The organism is Alteromonas aestuariivivens (assembly GCF_003367475.1).
Classification (GTDB): domain Bacteria; phylum Pseudomonadota; class Gammaproteobacteria; order Enterobacterales; family Alteromonadaceae; genus Alteromonas; species Alteromonas aestuariivivens.
On record NZ_QRHA01000002.1, the window covers coordinates 1 to 20,270 of the forward strand.

General features: G+C 51.3%; 18 protein-coding genes. 10 read left to right on the plus strand and 8 right to left on the minus strand.

Features of this window, described 5'->3' with window-relative positions:
• Window positions 1-588 precede the first annotated feature (588 nt).
• Window positions 589-1,026 carry a helix-hairpin-helix domain-containing protein gene (locus DXV75_RS02865; RefSeq protein WP_115591774.1) on the minus strand — a complete coding sequence of 146 codons (438 nt, stop codon included), beginning with the start codon at window positions 1,024-1,026 and terminating at the stop codon, window positions 589-591.
• A gap of 308 nt (window positions 1,027-1,334) precedes the next feature.
• Here DXV75_RS02865 and DXV75_RS02870 point away from each other — a divergent pair, with 308 nt between their 5' ends.
• The 3 genes from DXV75_RS02870 (at window position 1,335) to DXV75_RS02880 (ending at window position 4,731) form a co-directional block, all read left to right on the plus strand.
• Window positions 1,335-2,291, plus strand: a complete 957-nt coding sequence (locus DXV75_RS02870; RefSeq protein WP_115591776.1) for an integron integrase — start codon at window positions 1,335-1,337, stop codon at window positions 2,289-2,291.
• Between the two features lie 192 nt (window positions 2,292-2,483).
• Window positions 2,484-3,836, plus strand: a complete 1,353-nt coding sequence (locus DXV75_RS02875; protein ID WP_281268905.1) for a YcjX family protein — start codon at window positions 2,484-2,486, stop codon at window positions 3,834-3,836.
• On the plus strand, window positions 3,826-4,731 hold the full coding sequence (locus tag DXV75_RS02880; RefSeq protein WP_181898336.1) for a DUF697 domain-containing protein: 906 nt from the start codon (window positions 3,826-3,828) through the stop codon (window positions 4,729-4,731). Before DXV75_RS02875 ends, DXV75_RS02880 begins: the two co-directional genes overlap by 11 nt.
• A gap of 54 nt (window positions 4,732-4,785) precedes the next feature.
• On the opposite strand, the gene fadA is transcribed toward DXV75_RS02880, so the two are convergent.
• Together fadA and fadB are read right to left on the minus strand one after the other, a co-directional pair.
• On the minus strand, window positions 4,786-5,949 hold the full coding sequence (fadA, locus tag DXV75_RS02885; protein ID WP_115591781.1) for an acetyl-CoA C-acyltransferase FadA: 1,164 nt from the start codon (window positions 5,947-5,949) through the stop codon (window positions 4,786-4,788).
• Window positions 5,950-5,967: 18 nt separating this feature from the next.
• Window positions 5,968-8,118, minus strand: a complete 2,151-nt coding sequence (gene fadB, locus DXV75_RS02890) for a fatty acid oxidation complex subunit alpha FadB (RefSeq protein WP_115591783.1) — start codon at window positions 8,116-8,118, stop codon at window positions 5,968-5,970.
• 563 nt (window positions 8,119-8,681) lie between these two features.
• Here fadB and DXV75_RS02895 point away from each other — a divergent pair.
• The 3 genes from DXV75_RS02895 to DXV75_RS02905 all read left to right on the plus strand — a co-directional run bounded on the left by DXV75_RS02895 (window position 8,682) and on the right by DXV75_RS02905 (window position 12,941).
• Window positions 8,682-10,685 (plus strand): transglycosylase SLT domain-containing protein, encoded by a 2,004-nt coding sequence (locus tag DXV75_RS02895; RefSeq protein WP_181898337.1) that lies wholly within the window; start codon window positions 8,682-8,684, stop codon window positions 10,683-10,685.
• 204 nt (window positions 10,686-10,889) lie between these two features.
• Complete coding sequence (gene pepQ / locus DXV75_RS02900; RefSeq protein WP_115591787.1) at window positions 10,890-12,206, plus strand: Xaa-Pro dipeptidase; 1,317 nt, start codon at window positions 10,890-10,892, stop codon at window positions 12,204-12,206.
• An 18-nt stretch (window positions 12,207-12,224) separates the two neighbouring features.
• Window positions 12,225-12,941 carry a ZIP family metal transporter gene (locus DXV75_RS02905; RefSeq protein ID WP_115592167.1) on the plus strand — a complete coding sequence of 239 codons (717 nt, stop codon included), beginning with the start codon at window positions 12,225-12,227 and terminating at the stop codon, window positions 12,939-12,941.
• 15 nt (window positions 12,942-12,956) lie between these two features.
• Here the strand turns inward: DXV75_RS02905 and ispB are convergent, their stop codons facing one another.
• The gene (gene ispB / locus DXV75_RS02910; protein WP_115591789.1) at window positions 12,957-13,931 is read right to left on the minus strand and encodes an octaprenyl diphosphate synthase; all 975 of its coding nucleotides are present in this window, start codon (window positions 13,929-13,931) and stop codon (window positions 12,957-12,959) included.
• 511 nt (window positions 13,932-14,442) lie between these two features.
• Between ispB and rplU the strand changes: the two genes are divergently transcribed.
• The 4 genes from rplU to folA all read left to right on the plus strand — a co-directional run bounded on the left by rplU (window position 14,443) and on the right by folA (window position 16,946).
• A complete protein-coding gene (gene rplU / locus DXV75_RS02915; protein ID WP_115591791.1) occupies window positions 14,443-14,754 on the plus strand; it encodes a 50S ribosomal protein L21 in 312 nt (103 codons plus the stop codon).
• 15 nt (window positions 14,755-14,769) lie between these two features.
• Complete coding sequence (gene rpmA, locus DXV75_RS02920) at window positions 14,770-15,027, plus strand: 50S ribosomal protein L27 (protein ID WP_115591793.1); 258 nt, start codon at window positions 14,770-14,772, stop codon at window positions 15,025-15,027.
• A 248-nt stretch (window positions 15,028-15,275) separates the two neighbouring features.
• Window positions 15,276-16,427: an Obg family GTPase CgtA gene (gene cgtA, locus DXV75_RS02925; protein WP_115591794.1), complete on the plus strand. Its 1,152-nt coding sequence runs from the start codon at window positions 15,276-15,278 to the stop codon at window positions 16,425-16,427.
• 15 nt (window positions 16,428-16,442) lie between these two features.
• On the plus strand, window positions 16,443-16,946 hold the full coding sequence (gene folA / locus DXV75_RS02930) for a type 3 dihydrofolate reductase (RefSeq protein ID WP_245953099.1): 504 nt from the start codon (window positions 16,443-16,445) through the stop codon (window positions 16,944-16,946).
• 136 nt (window positions 16,947-17,082) lie between these two features.
• Here the strand turns inward: folA and rpoS are convergent, their stop codons facing one another.
• From rpoS to DXV75_RS02950, 4 genes are all read right to left on the minus strand, one after another.
• Window positions 17,083-18,078, minus strand: a complete 996-nt coding sequence (gene rpoS, locus DXV75_RS02935) for an RNA polymerase sigma factor RpoS (RefSeq protein WP_115591796.1) — start codon at window positions 18,076-18,078, stop codon at window positions 17,083-17,085.
• Window positions 18,079-18,155: 77 nt separating this feature from the next.
• The gene (locus DXV75_RS02940; protein ID WP_425451669.1) at window positions 18,156-19,049 is read right to left on the minus strand and encodes a peptidoglycan DD-metalloendopeptidase family protein; all 894 of its coding nucleotides are present in this window, start codon (window positions 19,047-19,049) and stop codon (window positions 18,156-18,158) included.
• An 8-nt stretch (window positions 19,050-19,057) separates the two neighbouring features.
• The gene (locus tag DXV75_RS02945) at window positions 19,058-19,636 is read right to left on the minus strand and encodes a YqaA family protein (RefSeq protein ID WP_115591798.1); all 579 of its coding nucleotides are present in this window, start codon (window positions 19,634-19,636) and stop codon (window positions 19,058-19,060) included.
• Entirely contained in the window at window positions 19,633-20,268 is a 636-nt protein-coding gene (locus DXV75_RS02950) for a protein-L-isoaspartate(D-aspartate) O-methyltransferase (protein WP_115591799.1), read from the minus strand. Before DXV75_RS02950 ends, DXV75_RS02945 begins: the two co-directional genes overlap by 4 nt.
• Window positions 20,269-20,270 lie beyond the last annotated feature (2 nt).

Genomic DNA, 20,270 nt, shown 5'->3' on the forward strand with positions numbered 1-20,270 from the left:
CTGCGTTTATAGCGCTGCCAAAAAAAGAGGTTGGGCTGACTGCGGAAAGGTGAGCCGGGTGGGTAGCCCTTGCCGTTTCTGTATAACAGCGTTGCTGAGCAACATTGAGAGAGTACTGGGGGCTAACGCCTTGGTAATTTGCCGGAACGGAGGCGAGCTATTTGTGGCATTCGCCACAAATTGAACGCCGCAGTGGAGGTCAAATTGACCAATTTGTTAGTGGCACCTACGCAACAGACCCTACTACCGTAGGCACACCACATAGAAACAACGCCGTTTAAAATTTGCACAAAACAGAAGAATACCACAGAGAACGGACAGGAGGACCTATACGCCATGTGAATTAGCTGAGGGCGCAATTGAACGAACTGATTGGACATGTGCCTTGCTCCTTGGCTTAATGCTGTAGAACGAAACTGCCAAGCCCGAATTCCGTTTTTTAGTTAAATGCTGAGGTTATTTTTACAAACAACTGAAGTGCTACTAACGCCCCAAGCAGGGGCAGTAACACGTAGGCTATAATACGGAACGAAGTGACGGAAGCCTACGTGTTAGTGTCCCGCTGACTTGGTTTGTTATACGGCGACCCTAATTAAAACTCAAATAGCTTTTCATTTCTTCCCTCAAAAGATCGACTACTCCGTTAAACCAACTCAAAGCATTTTGAGAATCCTCTCGGGCTTTTCTTAGGACATCAGGAGAATCTTTCAACTGGTCTGCTCCAGTCCTGTAAGCGGATATTTTGAAAGATTCACTATGCATCTTATTTAATAACTCATATATCTTCTGATTTTTTGAAAATAAAAAATAAGCAGACTCTTTTTTATTGATAAAGTCTCGATGGCATTCTTTAGATGGTCCATCAGAAGTAACTTCTTGATAGAAAGTCAATGCAGATAGATATACTTCAAAGCGCTTGTTATATAGGTCTAGCTTAAGTTTATTCCTATTGATAAGCATTTGTTGATAGGCAATAACCCCAAGAATAACGGAAATAAAAATTGGTAATAAAGTGCTCAATTCCATATTGTCTAAAATCTCGTTAAATTCCCTGTGCCGTATAACAGCTTAATAGATTTCAAAGTGGTGCAAAGCACCGGGGTTTATGTGGTGTAATGATTGCACTGGAAATCTCTCGCCGAAGTTGATTTTTCCCCACTATAACAACCCTTTGGATACACGTCTAACGTATGTTTTAAAGAGTGAAAAACCTCATTTGGGTTTGCTAATCCGGTACTAAAAAGACTCATTTAAATCAGTTATTTAGTTCAGTGGGGTAACTTCATTGCAAAGGGTAGATTTAATCTTATTTTACGATTAACAGCTAGGTTCCAATGCGATCACAATTTTTGCAGGAAGTGTACGATTTTATGCTGTTAAATCGTTATGCGAAGCGCACCATTCAAACCTATCTTTTCTGGATCGCAGACTACATCCGATATCATCGTTACCGGCACCCAAGTGCATTGCATCAGGAGCAGGTTATGGCATATCTGACCTATTTGGCATCCCGGCGAAAATTGTCTTCCAGTACACAGGCAATTGCGTTGAATGCACTGGTTTTTCTTTACGCAAAATATTTGGGTAAGCCACTGTCGGAAGAAATGGACTTCATTAATAGCCGGCGGGCCAGAAAGCTGCCGGTGGTTTTAACCTCGTCTGAGATTACTGAGTTGCTTCGGTGCGTACCGGCCAATCATCATTTGGCCTGCTCAATGCTGTATGGGAGCGGCTTGCGGTTAATGGAGTGTATGCGACTTCGGGTCGGCGATATCGATTTTGACTTTAACTGTGTGAGAGTTTGGTATGGAAAGGGGGGAAAGCATCGGATTGTTACCCTGGCTACCTCTCTTGTGCCCGCCCTCAAAGCGCAAATCTCCCAGGTATCTGTGCGCTGGGAGGAAGACAGGAGTATGCCGGGATACGCGGGAGTCTGGCTTCCGAATGCGCTGCAAAAGAAATATGGGGTGCAGTGTCATAATCTGTCCTGGCAGTACTTGTTTCCTGCTTCCAAGCTGAGTATTGATCCTGAAAGCGGTGCTTTGCGCCGCCACCACATTGATGAGAAACAAATTCAGCGGGCAGTGAAGCGCGCAGCGGCACAGGCAGGAATCAAGAAAAATGTATCGCCGCACACATTGCGACATTCATTTGCCACTCACTTATTGATGCGAGGTGCCGACATTCGTACCGTACAGGAACAGTTGGGCCACACAGACGTTCGCACAACACAAATATATACGCATGTCATTCAGCGAGGTGGGCATGGGGTGGTCAGCCCGCTGGAATAGGCCGGCCAGTGTGTAACAAAACGTTGCCCAGCCATTGTATTCGTTATCATTAGTAGCTACATCTAAACTTACGTGAACAAACCGGGGCCGTGTTGCTACTCTCGGAGTAACATAATTTTCGGCACGCCAGTTGGCGATTAAGGTTTTATGGGTAGCATACTGGAAGATATTACAAGGCCTGCAAAAGGCTGGATGGCAAAGGGGCGGGAACCATTGAGTGCTTCGCTTTTCAAACAGCGTCATCGTTTCAGCATCACTGGTTTGAGCCGTAGCGGAAAATCAATGTTGTTCACCAGTTTGATGACAATGCTCAGGTATCGGTGTGAACAGCAATATAATTGCTTGCCACTGCTGCATTACTTGCCTCCGGAGCAGGTAGAAAGCATGCATGTCGAGCCGTTGCAAGGCTATACCATGTTTCCGATTGAGGAACATCTGGAAGCACTGGCGCATCAGCGTTGGCCTGCCCCCACAGAGCAGTTGTATGGCTTTAAGCTGGTGGTTCGGTTGCGGCAAACCAAAGGCATAAGGTCGTGGGTGTTTTCGCACTCCACGGTGGTCTTTGAGTTTGTGGATTACCCGGGAGAGTGGGTAACAGATTTTCCCATGTTGTCGAAATCATTTACCCAATGGTCTGATTCCGCCTGGGCTCAGCAGTTGAGTGAGCCCCAATTGGGGTTTGCGCAGCAGTGGCATGATTTTGTCCGTGGGTTTGACTTCGAGCAAGCACCTTCCAATGAGTTGATCAGTGAGCTGGTGGCGGCCTACCGCAAATATTTGGTGAGCGCCAAGCAGGCGGGAATTTCCATGCTTCAGCCCGGTAGTTTGTTGTTGGAAAGTTCCGGCTTTGACTGGCAGCAGAGCGGTTTTACCCCGTTACCGGCCAAAGTCAGCAGCGACCCTTCCAACCCGTGGACGGAAATATTTCAGCGTCATTACCAGGCTTTTCTGAAAGACTGGCTTCAGCCACTAAAGTCAAACAGTTTCCAGGCTTCTGACAAGCAGATCATATTGGTTGATTTGTTTGCGGGCCTCAATCACAGCAAACAGCATTTGTACCAGTTAAAAGAAACCCTGAGCCATTTGGCGGATACCTTTGTGTATGGCAATCCAGGCTGGTTTAGCAAAAACATTTTGCGCAGGAATGCCCAGGGGCGTGTGGCTTTTGTGGGAACAAAAATGGATTTGCTGCCTCCGTCGCAGCGGCAGAACATGCTGTCGTTGCTGGAACAGGTCACCGAGGGGGCCCGGGCACACTTCACTGGCAAAAATGTCAATTTTGAGCATTTTTTGGTGTCCGCCATTCAGGCTACAGACCCAGGAGCAACAGACGAGTGCTTGCGGTATATGAATTCTTCCCGCCAGTATATGGAGGCCTGTTTTGAGCCCATTCCGGCCAGACTGGAAGCGATGGCAAATGACGAACACTTTCCGGTTCTGGAAGCGCAGGTCCCCGACGACTTCCTGCCGCGTATACTTAACGGGCGCGGACTGGACAGGTTATTTCAGTTTTTACTCAGCCAGGAGACATCAAATGGCAGGTAATTCCAAACCCCATTACCGCACCAGGATCACTCAGAATCCGGTTGATGCCCCACCGCCGGAGCAGGCTATGCCGGCCCGGTTTGAGCAGGGTGGCTGGGAGCCTTCAGCCATGGTGAAAGAACCCGCGTGGGGTACGCTAACCCTGATTTTTGGTGGCGTATTTGCTTTCGGCTATGGCCTTTTTAAGGCTGTGGCCGCGTTGGTAGCAAGCTTTGAACAGTATCCATTCATAACAGGGCTGCTCGCGTGTTTAATGCTGGCTTTTGTGGTTTGTCTGTTTGCGTTGATAGCCAGGGAGGCAAGAGGCTATCGGCAGGTGAGCCGGTTTGTCTCCAATAGCATACCGTTGTCAGAGCTGGGGGCTGAACCCGAGCGCGCCAGAGTGATGGAAGTACTTTCCAGCTATGGCCGTGCTTTTTTCCCGGCCAGCTACGCAGCGCTTTGTTATCGGCGCTTTGAGCAGTCGCTGAATTCCGATATGTCCGGTCGTGAGGTACTGGAACTGTATCGGCTACGTGTGCAGCAAGCCGTGGAGCAACGGGCGGCGAGCGAATTGAAAAAGGAGTCCATGGTCGCGGGAAGTATGGCATTCATAAGCCCCAACCATTTGATTCAAACCCTGGTGATCATATGGACAAGCCTGCGTACTATCCGTCGTATCGCCCTGGTATTTGGTTTGCGCCCGGCTACGGTGGGTAACTGGAAATTGTTGAAAATTCTGGCTCAGAACCTGGCTGCACAAAGCATTTTTGATTTGGCTACCGATGAAATCGCCAATCAGATAGGCGGGTCGCTCAGTGCCAAGCTTGTTGAAAACTCTGCAGAAGCGGTGGCGGCTGGGGCACTCAACGTGCGGCTGGGTAAAGCGTTGATCAAATTGCTCAAAGCAGGTTGAATGCAAAAAAAGCGGCTCAATTGAGCCGCTCTGAGGCGTTAAAGGAGTATCGGCTTACACCCGTTCAAACACGGTGGCAATACCCTGGCCCAAGCCAATGCACATGGTAGCAAGGCCCAATGTTGCGTCCTTGGCTTCCATCAGGTTCAGCAGGGTGGTGCTGATGCGCGAACCTGAGCAACCCAGTGGGTGGCCAAGGGCAATGGCACCGCCATTCAGGTTCACCTTGTCATCCACCTTGTCCAGCCAGCCAAGCTGCTTGATGCACGAAAGCGCCTGCGCAGCAAAAGCTTCGTTGAATTCCGCCAAATCGATATCGTCCATACTCAGGCCAGCCCGTTTCAGTGCTTTCTGTGTGGCCGGTACCGGGCCGTAGCCCATGATGGCGGCATCACAACCGGCAACAGCCATGGCGCGTATTTTGGCTCGGGGTGTCAGTCCCAATGCTTTGGCACGCTCTGCCGACATCAGCAACATGGCCGAAGCGCCATCGGAAATAGCCGATGAAGTACCGGCGGTTACAGTTCCGTTTACCGGGTCGAATACCGGGCGCAGCGCCGCCATAGTCTCAACAGTGCTGTCCGGGCGGATCACTTCATCGTAATCTACCGAAATCAGCGTACCGTCGGCATTGTGGCCTTCAATGGGCACAATTTCATTGGCCCAGCGGCCTTCCAGGTGCGCCTGATGCGCCAACTGGTGTGAACGTGCTCCAAAGGCGTCCTGCATTTCACGGCTGATACCATTCTGGCGGCCCAGCAATTCGGCGGTCATGCCCATCATACCGGAAGCTTTGGCTGTGTATTTGGCCAGGCCAGGATGAAAATCGATGTTGTAGTTCATCGGCACATGGCCCATGTGCTCAACGCCACCAATCATATAGATATCACCGCGGCCACTCATGATGCCGCTGGTGGCATCGTGCAGTGCCTGCATGGAGGACCCACACAGGCGGTTAACGGTCACCGCACCTGTGGTGCGCGGGATTTCGGTAAGCAACTGGGCATTGCGGGCAATGTTGAAACCCTGCTCTTTGGTTTGCTGAACGCAACCCCAGATAATGTCTTCAATTTCCGCCGGATCAATGCCCGGGTTGCGTTTTAGCAAAGCGTTCATCAGTGAGGCGGACAGCGTCTCTGCCCGCACGTTTCTGAATACACCGCCCTTGGAGCGACCCATGGGGGTGCGTACGCAATCGATAACTACGACTTCTTTCATGATGTATCTCCTCAGGGGTTAAGCGAAGTAGGATTTACCGTCGTCGGCCATTTGGCGAACACCGTCAGAGATCTGGTAAATCGGCCCAAGACCGGCGTATTTGTCGGCCAAGGCCACGAAATTCGCTAATCCCAGAGTTTCAATCCAGCGGAAGATGCCACCACGGAACGGCGGGAACCCTAACCCGTACAGCAACGCCATGTCCGCTTCGGCGGCACTGTCGACGATGCCTTCTTCGAGGCATCGAATTGCCTCGTTGGCCATCGGCACCATCAGGCGGGCGATTATCTCATCAGCCTCAAAATTCCGGGGCTCTGCGGTAACCGGAGCGAGCAGGGCGTAGGCTTCCTCGGCCGCGACTTTCGTCGGCTTGCCGCGCTTGTCGGTTCCATAGTTGTAAAAGCCTTTGGCGTTTTTCTGGCCCAGGCGCTTGTCGTTATAAAACAATGTGATCGGGTCGTTTTCAAGCCGTGACATACGTTCAGGAATGCCTGCGGCCATTACATCAGCGGCGTGATCTCCGGTATCAATGCCAACCACATCCATCAGGTAAGCCGGGCCCATGGGCCAGCCAAATACCTTCTCCATCACTTTGTCTACCGCTACGAAGTCGGCCCCGTCCAACAGCAGTTTGCTGAAACCGGCGAAGTAGGGAAACAGCACCCGGTTTACCAGGAAGCCCGGGCAGTCGTTGACCACAATCGGAGTTTTGCCCATTTTCAGGGTGGTGGCGACAACGGCATTGATGGTGTCCTCAGAGGTTTTTTCACCACGAATAATTTCCACCAGTGGCATACGGTGCACCGGGTTGAAAAAGTGCATGCCGCAGAAGCGCTCAGGCTTGTCGAGGTTTTCGGCCAGCTGATTAATGGAGATGGTCGAGGTGTTGGAACAGATAATGGCGTCGTCAGCCACTGCCTGTTCGGTTTCCTTGAGCACCATACCTTTTACTTTGGGGTTTTCTACTACGGCTTCAATCACCATGTCGGCGTTTTTGAGCGCCGAATATTCCAGCGTTGGCGTAATGGCGTTCAGTGCAGTGGCCATGGTTCTGGCGTCTATTTTGCCCCGTTCCATGCCTTTACCCAAGATTTTGGCCGCTTCTTTGAGGCCCAAATCGAGTGCCGCGGTATTGATGTCTTTCATCACCACAGGCAGGCCGCGAACAGCGCTTTGGTAGGCAATGCCGCCGCCCATAATGCCGGCACCCAGTACTGCATTGTTTTGTATAGTTTTACTGGCGGCTTTGGCCATTTTTTTGCCTTTGCCTTTTACCAACTGGTCGGCCATGAAAATGCCAATCTGGGCTTTAGCCGCGTCGGTTTTGGCCAGTGTAACAAAACCTTGATTTTCCAGTTTCAGCGCGCCATCGCGTTCAAGCCCGGCGGCGTTTTTCACGGTTTCCACCATCATGTGCGGGGCCGGGTAGTGTTTACCGGCTTTTGCCGCGACCATGGCCTGCGCGGTGGAAAAACTCATCATGGCTTCGTTTTTGTTCAGTTTAAGCGGTGCCTTTTTATCGCTGCGGCGGGTTTGCCAGTCAATTTTTTGCCCGGCAGCCTGTTTCAGCATGCTCAGTGCGGCGTCGCGCAATTTTTCAGGGGCAACTACGGCATCAATGGCACCTTCATTCAGGGCCTGCTGCGCTTTGCGCTCTTTGCCGGTGGTCATCCACTCCAGTGCGTTATCTGCACCAATCAGGCGTGGCAGGCGCACAGTACCGCCAAAGCCAGGCATCAGGCCCAGTTTGACTTCCGGCAAGCCGATGGCGGCGGTCGTGTCGGCTACCCGCAGGTCGCAGGCCAGGGCCATTTCGCAGCCTCCGCCCAGCGCAAAGCCGGTAATGGCGGCAATGGTAGGAAAGGGTAAATCTTCAAACCGGTCAAATACCTGGGAAGTTTGTGCTACCCAATCCAAAACCTCATTTTCTGGCTGGCTGAAAAGATCGGTAAATTCGGTAATATCAGCACCGACAATAAACGCGGGTTTGTTGCTGCGTACCAGCAAACCTTTCACGCCACCTTGGGCGTGCAGTGCCGAAGTGGCCTCGTCCAGCTCAGATACTGTCTGGCGGTCGAATTTGTTTACTGAACCGGCGGCATCAAATACCAGTTCAGCAAAACCGTCATCCAACAGGCTGACTGTCAGACTTTTGCCTTCATATAACATTATTCTCTCCTTTGGCATGGCCAGGGATCGTCGATCGCGGTGGCGAACATCCAGCAGCCTTTGCCGCACCGACACGTTAGGGTGAATAGATTTTTGACAAAGCCACGCAAAATTTCAATCAAAAATTCAAACGGTCGTTTCATTTTTTTTAATGATGGCGATGAATGATTAAAAATCAATAGCCGTGCTTTGCCCTGCCTTTTGAGTTTTGTGGAGAAGTGTAGCTGTTGGTTTACTTTTCAGAAGGCGAATTTCGTTAAAAAAGACAGCGCAACGCAAATTGAGGCTGATATACTGAATACAAGGGCCAAAAGCGGCTATTGGTGCCCCGGTTACAAAAAATAAATCACAAAAATATCAACATTTCATCGTTAAGCTTTGGGCTGATAACACCTGATTGATGGGGGGGGGCAGCTTCTGTTGCTCGGTGGTGTATTATTTCAAATGACACTGTTCCGGGGGCTAATTGCCATTGGTTCCCTTCCGTGGAGAGGGGTTGTGGAGAGTATTCTGATAGGAAGGCGTTGATGCGAATAGTTGAGCGGTTCTTAAATACGCGTCGAATGAGCTGGATAAGCTTAGTGTTGATGATGATTGCTATGCCGGTGTGGGCCACGTCGGCCTCCGGTGGTAATCTATTGCCTGCCGATGACAGTAACCTGGAGCAGCGCACGCAATTCCAGGCCCTTGAAAAGGCCATCCGCACCACGCCCAAAGACCAGCTACCCAGCCTCGACAGCCAGTTTGAAACACTTCAGGGCTATCCACTTTACCCCTATCTGGTTAAACAGCGCCTCTTTCGCCAGCTTAATCTGGAACATCGCGCGGAAGTGGAACAGTTCTTATCCCGCTATGATGGCCACCCGCTTACCTATACGTTGCGTTCCAGCTGGTTACGTTACCTCGCCAAGTACGGTTACAAATCGGCGTTCATGTCCAGCTACCGGGAAGACATGGGGGCTGAAATTACCTGCCATTACCTGGCCTTTCAAATTGAAGAAGCCACTAATCCAGCCTACTGGCTGAGTAAAGTAGATGACATATGGCTTACCGGGAAATCTCAGCCCGAAGCCTGCGATCCATTATTCCGGAAATGGCAGGCTGCGGGCATGATGACCAGTGACAAGGTTCTGGCAAGGCTGGAGAAGGCGGTCACCAGCGGCGATGCCCGTTTGCTGCCCTATCTGAAACGTCGGTTGCCTCAGGAGCAGCAATATCTGGCAGACTTATGGCAAACCGTCAGAACCAATCCTGCTATTGTGCTGCGTGAATCCCGTTTTCCGCTCACCCATCCTCAAGAGGAAGCGGCAGTTCTTGCTTTTGGACTGGAGCGTTTGGCCTGGTCACAGCCTGACAACGCCGTAAAAGGTTATTTCCTTTGGCAAAATAGGGAGAACCCCCTGTTTGCGGCTGATGCGCTCAGGCCGATCCACCGGGCAATTGCTCTCAGTATGGCGATAGACAATCATCCGGATGCAAGAGAATGGCTTGAAAGAGCTGATGTGCCGGGTGCTGAAGAAGATGTTAAGCGCTGGCATATGGCCTATTTATTGCGCCAGCAAAATTGGCAGAGCGTACTGGCGGTGATTGAGTCGGTCGGGGAAGCCAATCAGGAAGAAGAGGGATATCTGTACTGGCGGGCCAGAAGTTATGAAGCACTTGGAATGAAGGGGATGGCGCTGCCGATCTACGATCAGCTGGCGTCTGAAAGGCATTTCTATGGCTTTATGGCGGGTGCAAAGCTGGCAAAAACCCCGGACTTGGTGAGCCATCCGGCACCGAGGAGTGAGGTCAATGTTGAGGCCATCGCGCAAATGCCGTCTGCACAACGTGCCTACGAATTTCTGCAACTGGGGCGCTCCATCAGTGCACGCAGGGAGTGGCGGTACTTGCTGTCTCAACTGGACAGCGGGCTGGTGAAGGATGCCGCAATTCTGGCCAGTGAATGGGGGTGGTATGATCAGGCAATCGTCGGGTTTGCCCGCAGTGGTTATCTGGACGATGTTGAACGCCGTTTTCCCCTTGCTTTTGCGCCACAATTTTCAAGGGTGGGCGAAACCTACAATGTTCACCCTGCTTTTGCGATGGCGATAGCCCGCAGGGAAAGCGCCTTTATGGCCGATGCCGTGTCACCAGCTGGTGCTTCCGGGTTAATGCAACTCATGCCGGGCACCGCACGCTATCTGGCCAAGAAGCAGGTCAGCCGCAAAGTGTTGTTTGAGCCAGAGCAAAATGTGGAGTTGGGGGTGCAGTATCTGCGCTATCTGATGGACAAGCTGGACAACAATCCTGTGCTGGTCTCTGCCTCTTACAATGCCGGCTGGAAACGGGTAATGGAATGGTTACCCGACCAAAACATGTTGCCCACGGATATCTGGATTGAAAATATTCCGTATCGTGAGACCCGTCACTATGTTAAAGCGGTTCTGGCCTACCGATATATTTATGAGCACCAGCTTGGCACCAGATCGAATCTGTTTGAACAGCTGGCAAACACACTGATGCCCACATCTACAGTAGTGACCGATGCTGCAACTCTGGGAGGGCTGCAACTGGCACCTCAGTAGTAAACCGGGCTTCCTCAGTAGTTAGCTTGAAACCGGGTGTGCTGAGGTTGTTGGTCTGTAAGGCCGAATGGATGGGTTTTGACCTTATCGTCAGGGTTGCTGTGCTGCAAAGTGTCGTAGCAGGCAGTTTTCTTGTAAAATGCCGCCATTCAAAGAACCAAAATACGCCACTTCACTGTTAGAAGGGCTGGCAACAGAGGGCTTATGACACACGATTTTTCCAACTATAACGAGCACATTCAGGTACTGCAGAACCGAACCAAAGAAGCGTTGGCACGTGAGGGGCTGGACGGTTTGGTTATCCACTCCGGCCAGAGCAAAAGGTTGTTTCTGGACGACAACCACTACCCGTTTAAGGTCAACCCACAGTTCAAAGCCTGGTTGCCGGTAGTGGATAATCCGAATTGCTGGCTGGTGGTCAATGGGGAAGACAAACCCACGCTGATCTTTTATCGACCAGTTGATTTTTGGCATAAGGTACCGCCTGAGCCAACAGACTTTTGGGCGGAACATTTTGATATTGTTATGCTGAAACAGGCGGATGCGGTAGAAAAGCACCTTCCCTACGACAAGCAGAAATACGCCTACGTAGGTGAGTATCTGGAGGTAGCCAATGCATTGGGTTTTGAAAATGTGAACCCTGACCGGGTACTGCACTATCTGCATTATCATCGTGCCTACAAAACCGACTATGAGCTGGATTGCCTGCGCCAGGCTAACGTTCTGGCCGCAGCAGGGCACAAAGCGGCAGAGGCAGCATTCCGTGCCGGAAAGAGTGAGTTCGATATCAATCTGGCGTATCTTCAGGCAAGCCGTCATGGTGACAATGATTTACCTTATACCGGCATAGTGGCGCTTAACGAGCATGCCGCAATATTGCACTACATGCAGTGCGACATTGATGCACCTGCCCAGTCCCGCTCTTTTTTAATTGACGCGGGAGCCAGTTTCCATGGTTATGCGGCCGACATCACGCGGACTTACAGCCGTCAGTCTGGTGCATTTGCCGATTTAATTGCTCAAATGGACAAAGTTACGCTGACACTGGCTGACGCATTGAAACCCGGTGTGCCTTACACCGACATTCATTTACTCGCGCACAAAGGTGTTGCAGAAATATTAAGTGACTCCGGTATTGTTAATCTGAGCGGGGCAGACACAGTCAGCAGTGGTATCAGCCGCACTTTTTTCCCTCACGGTATCGGGCATTTCCTTGGATTGCAGGTACATGATGTGGGTGGCCTGGTCAACGACGACCGGGGAACGCCAAAACCGGCGCCGGAAGATCACCCTTTCCTGCGTTGCACACGGGTGGTTGAAGCACGGCAGGTATTCACCATCGAACCGGGGCTGTATTTCATCGACAGCCTGCTGGCAGATTTAAAATCCACGCCTCAGTCTAAATACATCAATTGGGACAAAGTGGAAGCGCTGAAGCCATTTGGTGGAATTCGTATCGAAGACAACATCATTGTGCACCGCGACCGCAATGAAAATATGACCCGGGACCAAGATCTGTAAATGATCGACGTTGCAGGGATGCAAGAATCGGGGATTATCTCTTTATTGGTGATAGCCTTGCTGGCCGGTTTGGCCATGCCGGCTGGCGCTATGTTGGGGTTTGTACCAGCAATTTTTCCGCGTTGGCTGCAGGAAGAACTGCGCCACGGTATTCTGGCTCTGGGGGCCGGGGCGTTGCTCTCTGCGGTTGCCCTGGTACTTGTGCCTGAAGGGATCAGAAACCTTGAAATTTTCGCTGCCTGCTACTGGTTTCTGGCTGGTGCGGTTGCGTTCATGCTGCTGGACGTGTGGCTGGCGCGTAATAAAACCCCAGCCAGCCAGCTGGCGGCCATGCTGAGCGATTTTGTTCCTGAGTCAATCGCGCTGGGTTCTGCCGCGGCACTGGGTGGAGGTACCCTGTTGCTGGGTATACTGATTGCGGTGCAGAACATTCCTGAAGGCTTTAATGCCTATCGTGAACTGAAAGCCCGGGGGCGCAAGAATCGGCGTAAACTGGTTTGGGCGTTCTGCGTCATGGCACTTCTGGGCCCGCTTTGCAGCCTGTTGGGGTTCTATTGGCTTTCTCATTATCCCGAGGTTGTTAGCGCCATCATGCTGTTCGCGGCCGGGGGGATCCTTTATACGGTTCTGCAGGATATTGCCCCGCAGGTACACATGAAAAATCACTGGCTGCCCTCAATGGGCGGCGTCTTGGGGTTTATGGTGGGGATTCTTGGCGCGATGCTGGAGGGCTGACCCCCAGCAAACGTCTTAGCTGCTGCGCTCTACCGCCAGGTGTGCGAGGGAAATTAACGCCTGTTTATAGGGCGAATCGGGCACACCTTCAAGGCTTTGCTCTGCCAGGGCGGCCTCTTTGAGGGCGCATTCACGGGTATAATCTAATGATCCGGTCTCGTTCATGATCTTTTGAATACGCTGCAGATGGGGCATGCCGTTGGCCTGTTCAATCGCTTCGCGTATCAGTTCGCGGTCGGCCTCACTGTTAGCGTGCCACATAGCGTAAAGCAGCGGCAGGGTGGGTTTGCCTTCGGCCAGGTCGTCACCCACGTTTTTACCCATTTCAGCGCTGTCAGCGGCGTAATCGAGAATGTCATCCGCCAGCTGGAATGCAGTCCCTAGATGTTTCCCGTAGTTTTGCATGGCGATTTCTATGGCCGGTGGCTGGTCTGTCAGAACGGCGGCCAATTGGGTTGCTGCTTCAAACAGACGGGCGGTTTTGCCGTAAATTACGTCAAAGTAGCGTTGCTCTGAGGTCTCCGGGTCATTGCAGTTCATTAGCTGCAACACTTCACCTTCCGCAATCTGGTTGGTGGCTTCAGACAGAATCGCCATCACACGCATGCGATTAAGGCTGACCATCATCTGGAACGAACGGGTGTACAAAAAATCACCGACCAACACACTGGCTTGGTTGCCGAAAATCGCATTGGCGGTTTTCTGGCCGCGTCTTAATGTGGACTCATCAACCACATCGTCGTGCAGCAGGGTAGCGGTGTGAATGAATTCAACTATGGCCGCCAGGGTATGATGCTCGCTGTTGCGTATACCCATAGCCCGGGCTGCAAGCACTGACAGCATTGGCCTCAGGCGTTTTCCGCCACTGTTGACAATATAAAATCCGAGTTGGTTAATGAGCGCAACGTCCGAATCGACCTGTTCCTGAATCAGGGCGTTAACCGCTTGCATATCGTCGGCGGCCAGGGCGCGGATTTGCGCGATGTCCATTAGCTCCATTTGCATCGTTCGCATCAAGTATGCCATTAAGAGGGAGTACAATTTATTGGGGCAGATTGTACCTGAATCGCTAAGGGTATCCACCTCGTCGTCTTAAAAAGCCGTCAGTTAAACTTTGTTGCGCTGAAAAACGGCTATTTGAAAGTTGTGGAACACTGCCATGGAATTACCGCCAAAACACAGCTAGCAAAGGAACTTCAAGCTGTTTTAACGAGCTTTTAAGTTTGATCCCGCTTCGGATCCCCAGGATCCGTATTGCATTGCGGTTCCAGTGTATGCCATAAATTATGGCAGTATGTCAGAAGGTTAGCCAGCCTCAGGCCTGCAATTAAGACGAGAAAGAGCTGGCGTTATAGCGGTTTGTGACCGTTTCCTGCCCCCAGGTTGAAAAACACTCAAATTTTATGCGAAGCGGGGTTGTGATTCGCGGATGTTTCACGTACAATTCGCGCCCTGTTTTTTGAATTGATTGCGTCCTTGATGACGCAGAGCGGAGTAAGATATGTACGCGGTTTTCCAAAGTGGCGGTAAACAGCACCGAGTGGCTGAAGGCCAGACCGTTCGTCTAGAGAAGATCGAAGTCGCACCAGGCGGCACGGTTGAATTTGATAATGTTTTGATGATCAGCAACGGTGACGACGTTAAAATCGGCACCCCATATGTTGCTGGTGGTAAAATTACTGCTGAAGTAGTGACTCACGGCCGTGGCGATAAAGTAAAAATCGTCAAGTTCCGTCGCCGTAAGCACTCTCGTAAGCAAATGGGTCATCGTCAGTGGTTCACTGAAGTGAAGATCACTGGTATTAACGCATAAGAGGAGCACGAACACATGGCACACAAAAAGGCTGGTGGTAGTACCAAAAACGGTCGTGATTCAGAAAGTAAACGCCTGGGTGTTAAGCGCTTTGGTGGCGAATCTGTGCTTGCTGGTAACATCATCGTAAGACAACGTGGAACTCGTTTCCACGCTGGCGACAACATGGGTATCGGTAAAGACCACACTTTGTTTGCATTGAAAGACGGTAAGGTTCAGTTCGAAGTAAAAGGACCTAAAAACCGTAAGTTTGTAAGCATTGTAGCTGAATAAGCGCACGCTGAGCATTTGCCTTATCAGGCTTTAAAAAACCCCGCGCTTGCGGGGTTTTTTACGTTTGTACCAACCTGACTTCCGGTATTTTCCTGTTTGGAGCAGGCGGAATTGAAGCAAACTTCATGTTGGGCGGCCAGCAATGGTGTAAACTTGAAGGGCGTAGTCATTAATTGAGAACAAATGGTCACCATTTCCCACCGGCATTGACTGAACGGCACCCGGCGAGACGTGACTTGGAGTGATAAATGAAATTTGTTGATGAAGCTGAAATTCGTGTTGAAGCCGGTGACGGTGGCAACGGCGTAGTTGGCTTTCGACGTGAGAAATACGTTCCCAAGGGTGGGCCGGACGGCGGTGACGGCGGTGACGGCGGCAGTGTATACCTGGTGGCCGACGAAAACCTCAATACCCTGATTGATTATCGCTTCGAGCGGTTTCACCGGGCTCAAAGAGGGCAGAATGGGCAGGGTGGAAACTGCACCGGTCGCGGTGGCGCCGATCTCGAGCTGAGTGTGCCGGTGGGGACCCGCGCAACTGACGAGGATACTGGCGAGGTGCTGGGCGATCTGACCCGTCATGGCCAAAAGCTTAAGGTGGCCCAAGGTGGTTATCATGGCCTGGGGAATGCCCGTTTTAAAAGCAGTACTAATCGAGCACCGCGCCAGAAGAGCAACGGGACACCCGGTGAGATCCGTAATCTCAAACTGGAATTGATGTTGCTGGCAGACGTTGGGTTGCTGGGCATGCCGAATGCCGGGAAATCCACCTTTATTCGTTCTGTATCGGCGGCCAAACCCAAAGTTGCAGACTACCCTTTTACCACCCTGGTGCCTAACCTGGGCGTTGTGCGCCAGGATTCACAGCGTAGTTTTGTGATTGCTGATATTCCGGGTCTGATTGAAGGTGCAGCTGACGGTGCCGGGCTGGGGATTCGATTCCTGAAACACCTGGAGCGTTGCCGGGTGCTGCTACATTTGGTGGATTTGATGCCTGCGGATGAAAGTGATCCGGCCGACAACGCTAAAGCCATCATTAATGAGCTGGAAAAATACAGCCCAGCGCTGGCGGCAAAACCCCGTTGGCTGATATTCAACAAAGTTGATTTGCTGTTGGAAGAGGAAGCCAGCGAACTCTGTCAGCGTATTGCGGATGAACTTGAGTGGGATGGCCCGGTTTACCAGATTTCGGCGTTCCAGAAAATTGGCCTGGAGCCATTGTGCCGTGAAATCATGAACTATATTGAGACCCTTCCCATAGAGGCTGAACCAGAGGAATCTGCGCAGGAAGTGGCCTTCAAATGGGACGCCTATCATAAAAATACGGAAGTTCAGGATGATCTGGATGATGACGACTGGGACGAAGACGATTACGACGTTGAAGTGATATATCGCAAGTAAAAGGAAGCAGTATTGATGAAGATTGCGATGATCGCGGCCATGGCACATGACAGGATCATTGGTGCCGATAATGCCATGCCTTGGCATTTACCGGCAGATTTGCGCCATTTTAAACAAACCACATTGGGAAAACCGGTGATCATGGGCAGGAAAACCTATGAATCCATCGGTAAGGCGCTGCCCGGGCGCACCAACATTGTGATTTCCACGAGGGGTGATTACACCCTGAACGACGCTACAGTGGTTACAAGCCCGAGGGAAGCGTTAAATTTGGTCTCAACACTGCCTGTAATACCTGATGAAGTCATGATCATAGGTGGAGGGACAATTTATGAGGCATTCCTGCCGCTGGCGAATCGTCTGTACCTGACTTTCATTGACACTGAGGTGGGCGGCGATACCCGCTTTCCCGATTATCAGGCCCACTGCGGGTGGTCTGAAGTTGAGCGCGTGGAACTCCATCCGGATGAGAATAACGCACATCGTTATGCCTTCGTTACCCTCGAAAGAGAGAGTTGAGAGAGCGCTTCCTGTTCGCGATCTCGATAAGGATGCTCCGTACTGATGTACCTTGGTACATACGATTGAAAAAGCCACTCAGAATGAGTGGCTTTTTGGTCTGGGTTTGAACAAACCTGAAACGCGTTTCTACGGGTTATTCACCCATCTGGTCGAACAGATTCTCCAGGGTTAAACCCTGATGGCCCAACATGTCCCTAAGGCGCCTCAGAGCCTCTACCTGAATCTGCCTGACCCGCTCCCGGGTAAGGCCAATTTCGGCACCGACATCTTCAAGTGTAGAGGGTTCGTAACCCATAAGCCCGAAGCGTCTCGCCAGTACTTCTCGTTGCTTGGGATTCAGATCGGTAAGCCATTTTACGATGTTGGACTTGATGTCATTGTCCTGCAAATTCTCTTCCGGGCCGTATTCCTTCTCATCGGCCAGAATGTCCAGCAGGGCTTTGTCATTTTCTCCGCCAATGGGGGTGTCAACCGAAGTAATACGTTCATTGAGTCGTAACATCTTCGAAACTTCGTCGACAGGCTTTTCCAGCGCATCGGCAATTTCTTCAGCGGTCGGCTCATGGTCCAGACGTTGAGACAACTCTCTGGCCGCACGCAGATATACATTCAGCTCTTTGACAACATGAATAGGGAGCCGGATGGTGCGGGTTTGATTCATGATGGCCCGTTCAATAGTTTGCCGGATCCACCAGGTTGCATAAGTTGAAAAACGGAAGCCCCTTTCAGGGTCAAATTTTTCTACTGCCCGAATCAATCCAAGGTTGCCTTCTTCTATCAGGTCCAGAAGAGCGAGGCCCCGATTGTTGTAGCGGCGCGCGATTTTAACGACCAGTCGCAAATTGCTGACTATCATGCGTTTGCGGGAGGCATCACATCCGCGCAGGGCACGACGTGCGAAATAGACTTCTTCTTCGGCTGTAAGTAACGGTGAAAAGCCGATTTCCCCTAGATAAAGTTGGGTAGCGTCGAGGTTTTTAGGAAGTTCATCCTGGGTGAAAAGAACATCGTCTGTGTCATCCAGGTCCGTGTCAAGATTATCACCAGCCTTCAAATTGTCTGGCACTTCAATATCATCAAGATTGTCGCTTGATGAGGATTCGATTACAGCGTTTTTTTGTTGACCCACAACTGCATCTCCTGCTTTTGATTACCTGGTTTTTGTACTCCTCTGAATTTCTTATAGTTATTTATTGTTGTTTTGGTTTACTGCTTTGGCAGATAACGAAGTGGGTCGAGAGACTTGCCGCGATATCGCACTTCAAAATGAAGCTTTACGGTATCGGTACCGCTATCCCCTAAAGTCGCAATCTGCTGCCCGGCTACGACCCACTGCTGTTCCTTTACCACAATAGTGTCGTTGTGGGCGTAAGCGCTGAGAAAGGTATCGGTATGTTTGATGATGACCAGATTACCGTATCCCCTCAAGGCATTTCCCGAATAAACGACCTTACCGTCTGCCGCAGCCCTCACTGCGGCCCCTCTAGACGCTGCAATATCGATGCCTTTGTTGCCCGATTCCGCACTGCTAAAGGTGTCAACGACCTTACCATTGGCTGGCCATACCCAAACATCAACCCGATCTGCGAACTTCTCAGGTGTTGGCCTACTGGCCAGTTCAGGTGCGTTTTTACCTGCTTTAACTGGCTGGTTGTTAACATTATTTTCACTTTCACCATACGCCTGCTTATTTGGGGGGTCAACTCTATTTGTGTGATCACTACTGCTGGTTGGACCAGTTGGTGGCGCTTTGGGTTTAGCCGGTAAAGTCGCAGGCCGGGGAGGTGGTGCGGAGGTCGCGGTAACCTTGGGAGGAATTACCTTGAGCACCTGTCCAGGGTAGATGGAGTAAGGGGCCCGTAGGTTGTTGTAGTTTGCCAGATCACGATAATCGTTACCGGTATACCATGCGATAGCGAATAGGGTGTCTCCTGCTTTTACCGTATAAGTGGGTGAATTATAACCCTCTTCCACGGGTTCTGGCTGACTGTTTAGCAGGGTGACAGGTGCAGGATCCGAGCGCCCCGAACAGGCACTGGCAAGCCCCGTTGTGACAAAAATGTAAAAGGCGGGGCGAAGGAAGCGCTTCAAATACGGCAAAAAAGCTCCTAACGCAGTATCAGATAAGCCGCTACAGCAAGAACCACTACAGCCCAACCAAGAACTTCGACATATTGCCGCAGTTTGGCTTCCATTGTTGCTCCACCCCAGCGCATCAGTGCGGCGACCAGAAAGAATCGTGCACCCCGGCCTATCGCTGATGCCAGAATGAAAGGCAGGAATGCCATCTGCAGCACGCCGGCGCTGATGGTGAAAACCTTGTAGGGTATGGGGGAAAAACCTGCGATAAACACGACCCAGACACCGTAGTTTTCAAACCAGGACATGGCTGTTGCCAGTTTGTCACTGTAACCGGCAGACTCGATATAGGGCTGCAACCAGGCCTCAAAAGCAAAAAAACCCAGACAATAGCCGGCAATACCGCCCAGCACCGATGCCAGTGTGGTGAGTAATGCAAAGTGCCACGCTTTGGAAGGTTGCGACAATGACATGGGGGCCAGCATCACATCCGGCGGGATGGGAAAAAACATCGACTCGGCAAAACTCAGCCCGCCAAGATAGCGAGTGGCATGGGGATGACGCGACCAGCGTATTGCGAGGTCGTAACACGGTTGGAACAATTTCACATTAGCTCTCCTGCTATTAACGGAACGAAACGCACGGCTTCCACCGTTTCGGTCCGAAGTTCTCCATCAATCCGGTCGATGCACATCAGTGATTGTTGATCGTCACCTACCGGGATCACTAAACGCCCACCCTCGTTGAGCTGATCCAGCAACGCCTGGGGTAAACTGCTTGCGGCAGCAGTAACGATGATTGCATCGAACGGCCCCTTGGATTGCCAGCCTTGCCAGCCGTCTCCGTGTTTCATCGAGATGTTGTGTAAATCCAGCTGGTTCATGCGGCGCTTGGCCTGAAACTGCAAAGACTTTATCCGTTCCACAGAGAAAACATGTTTAAACAATTGCGCGAGTATTGCGGTCTGATAACCGGATCCGGTTCCAATCTCGAGGACTTTTTCGGGTCTCTGACTGGCATTTAGCAGCAACTCGGTCATCTTTGCAACAATATACGGCTGCGAAATGGTTTGCCCTTGTCCAATTGGCAGTGCCGTATTCTGGTATGCTTTGTGTTTCAACGCGTCGGGCAGAAACAGCTCTCTTGGAGTGGCAGCCACGGCATTCAGCACCTGTTGCTGCCGGATACCTTCCTTATACAGCAACTCTGCCAGAGTTTGTCCTTTTCTCGACGGTCTCATAA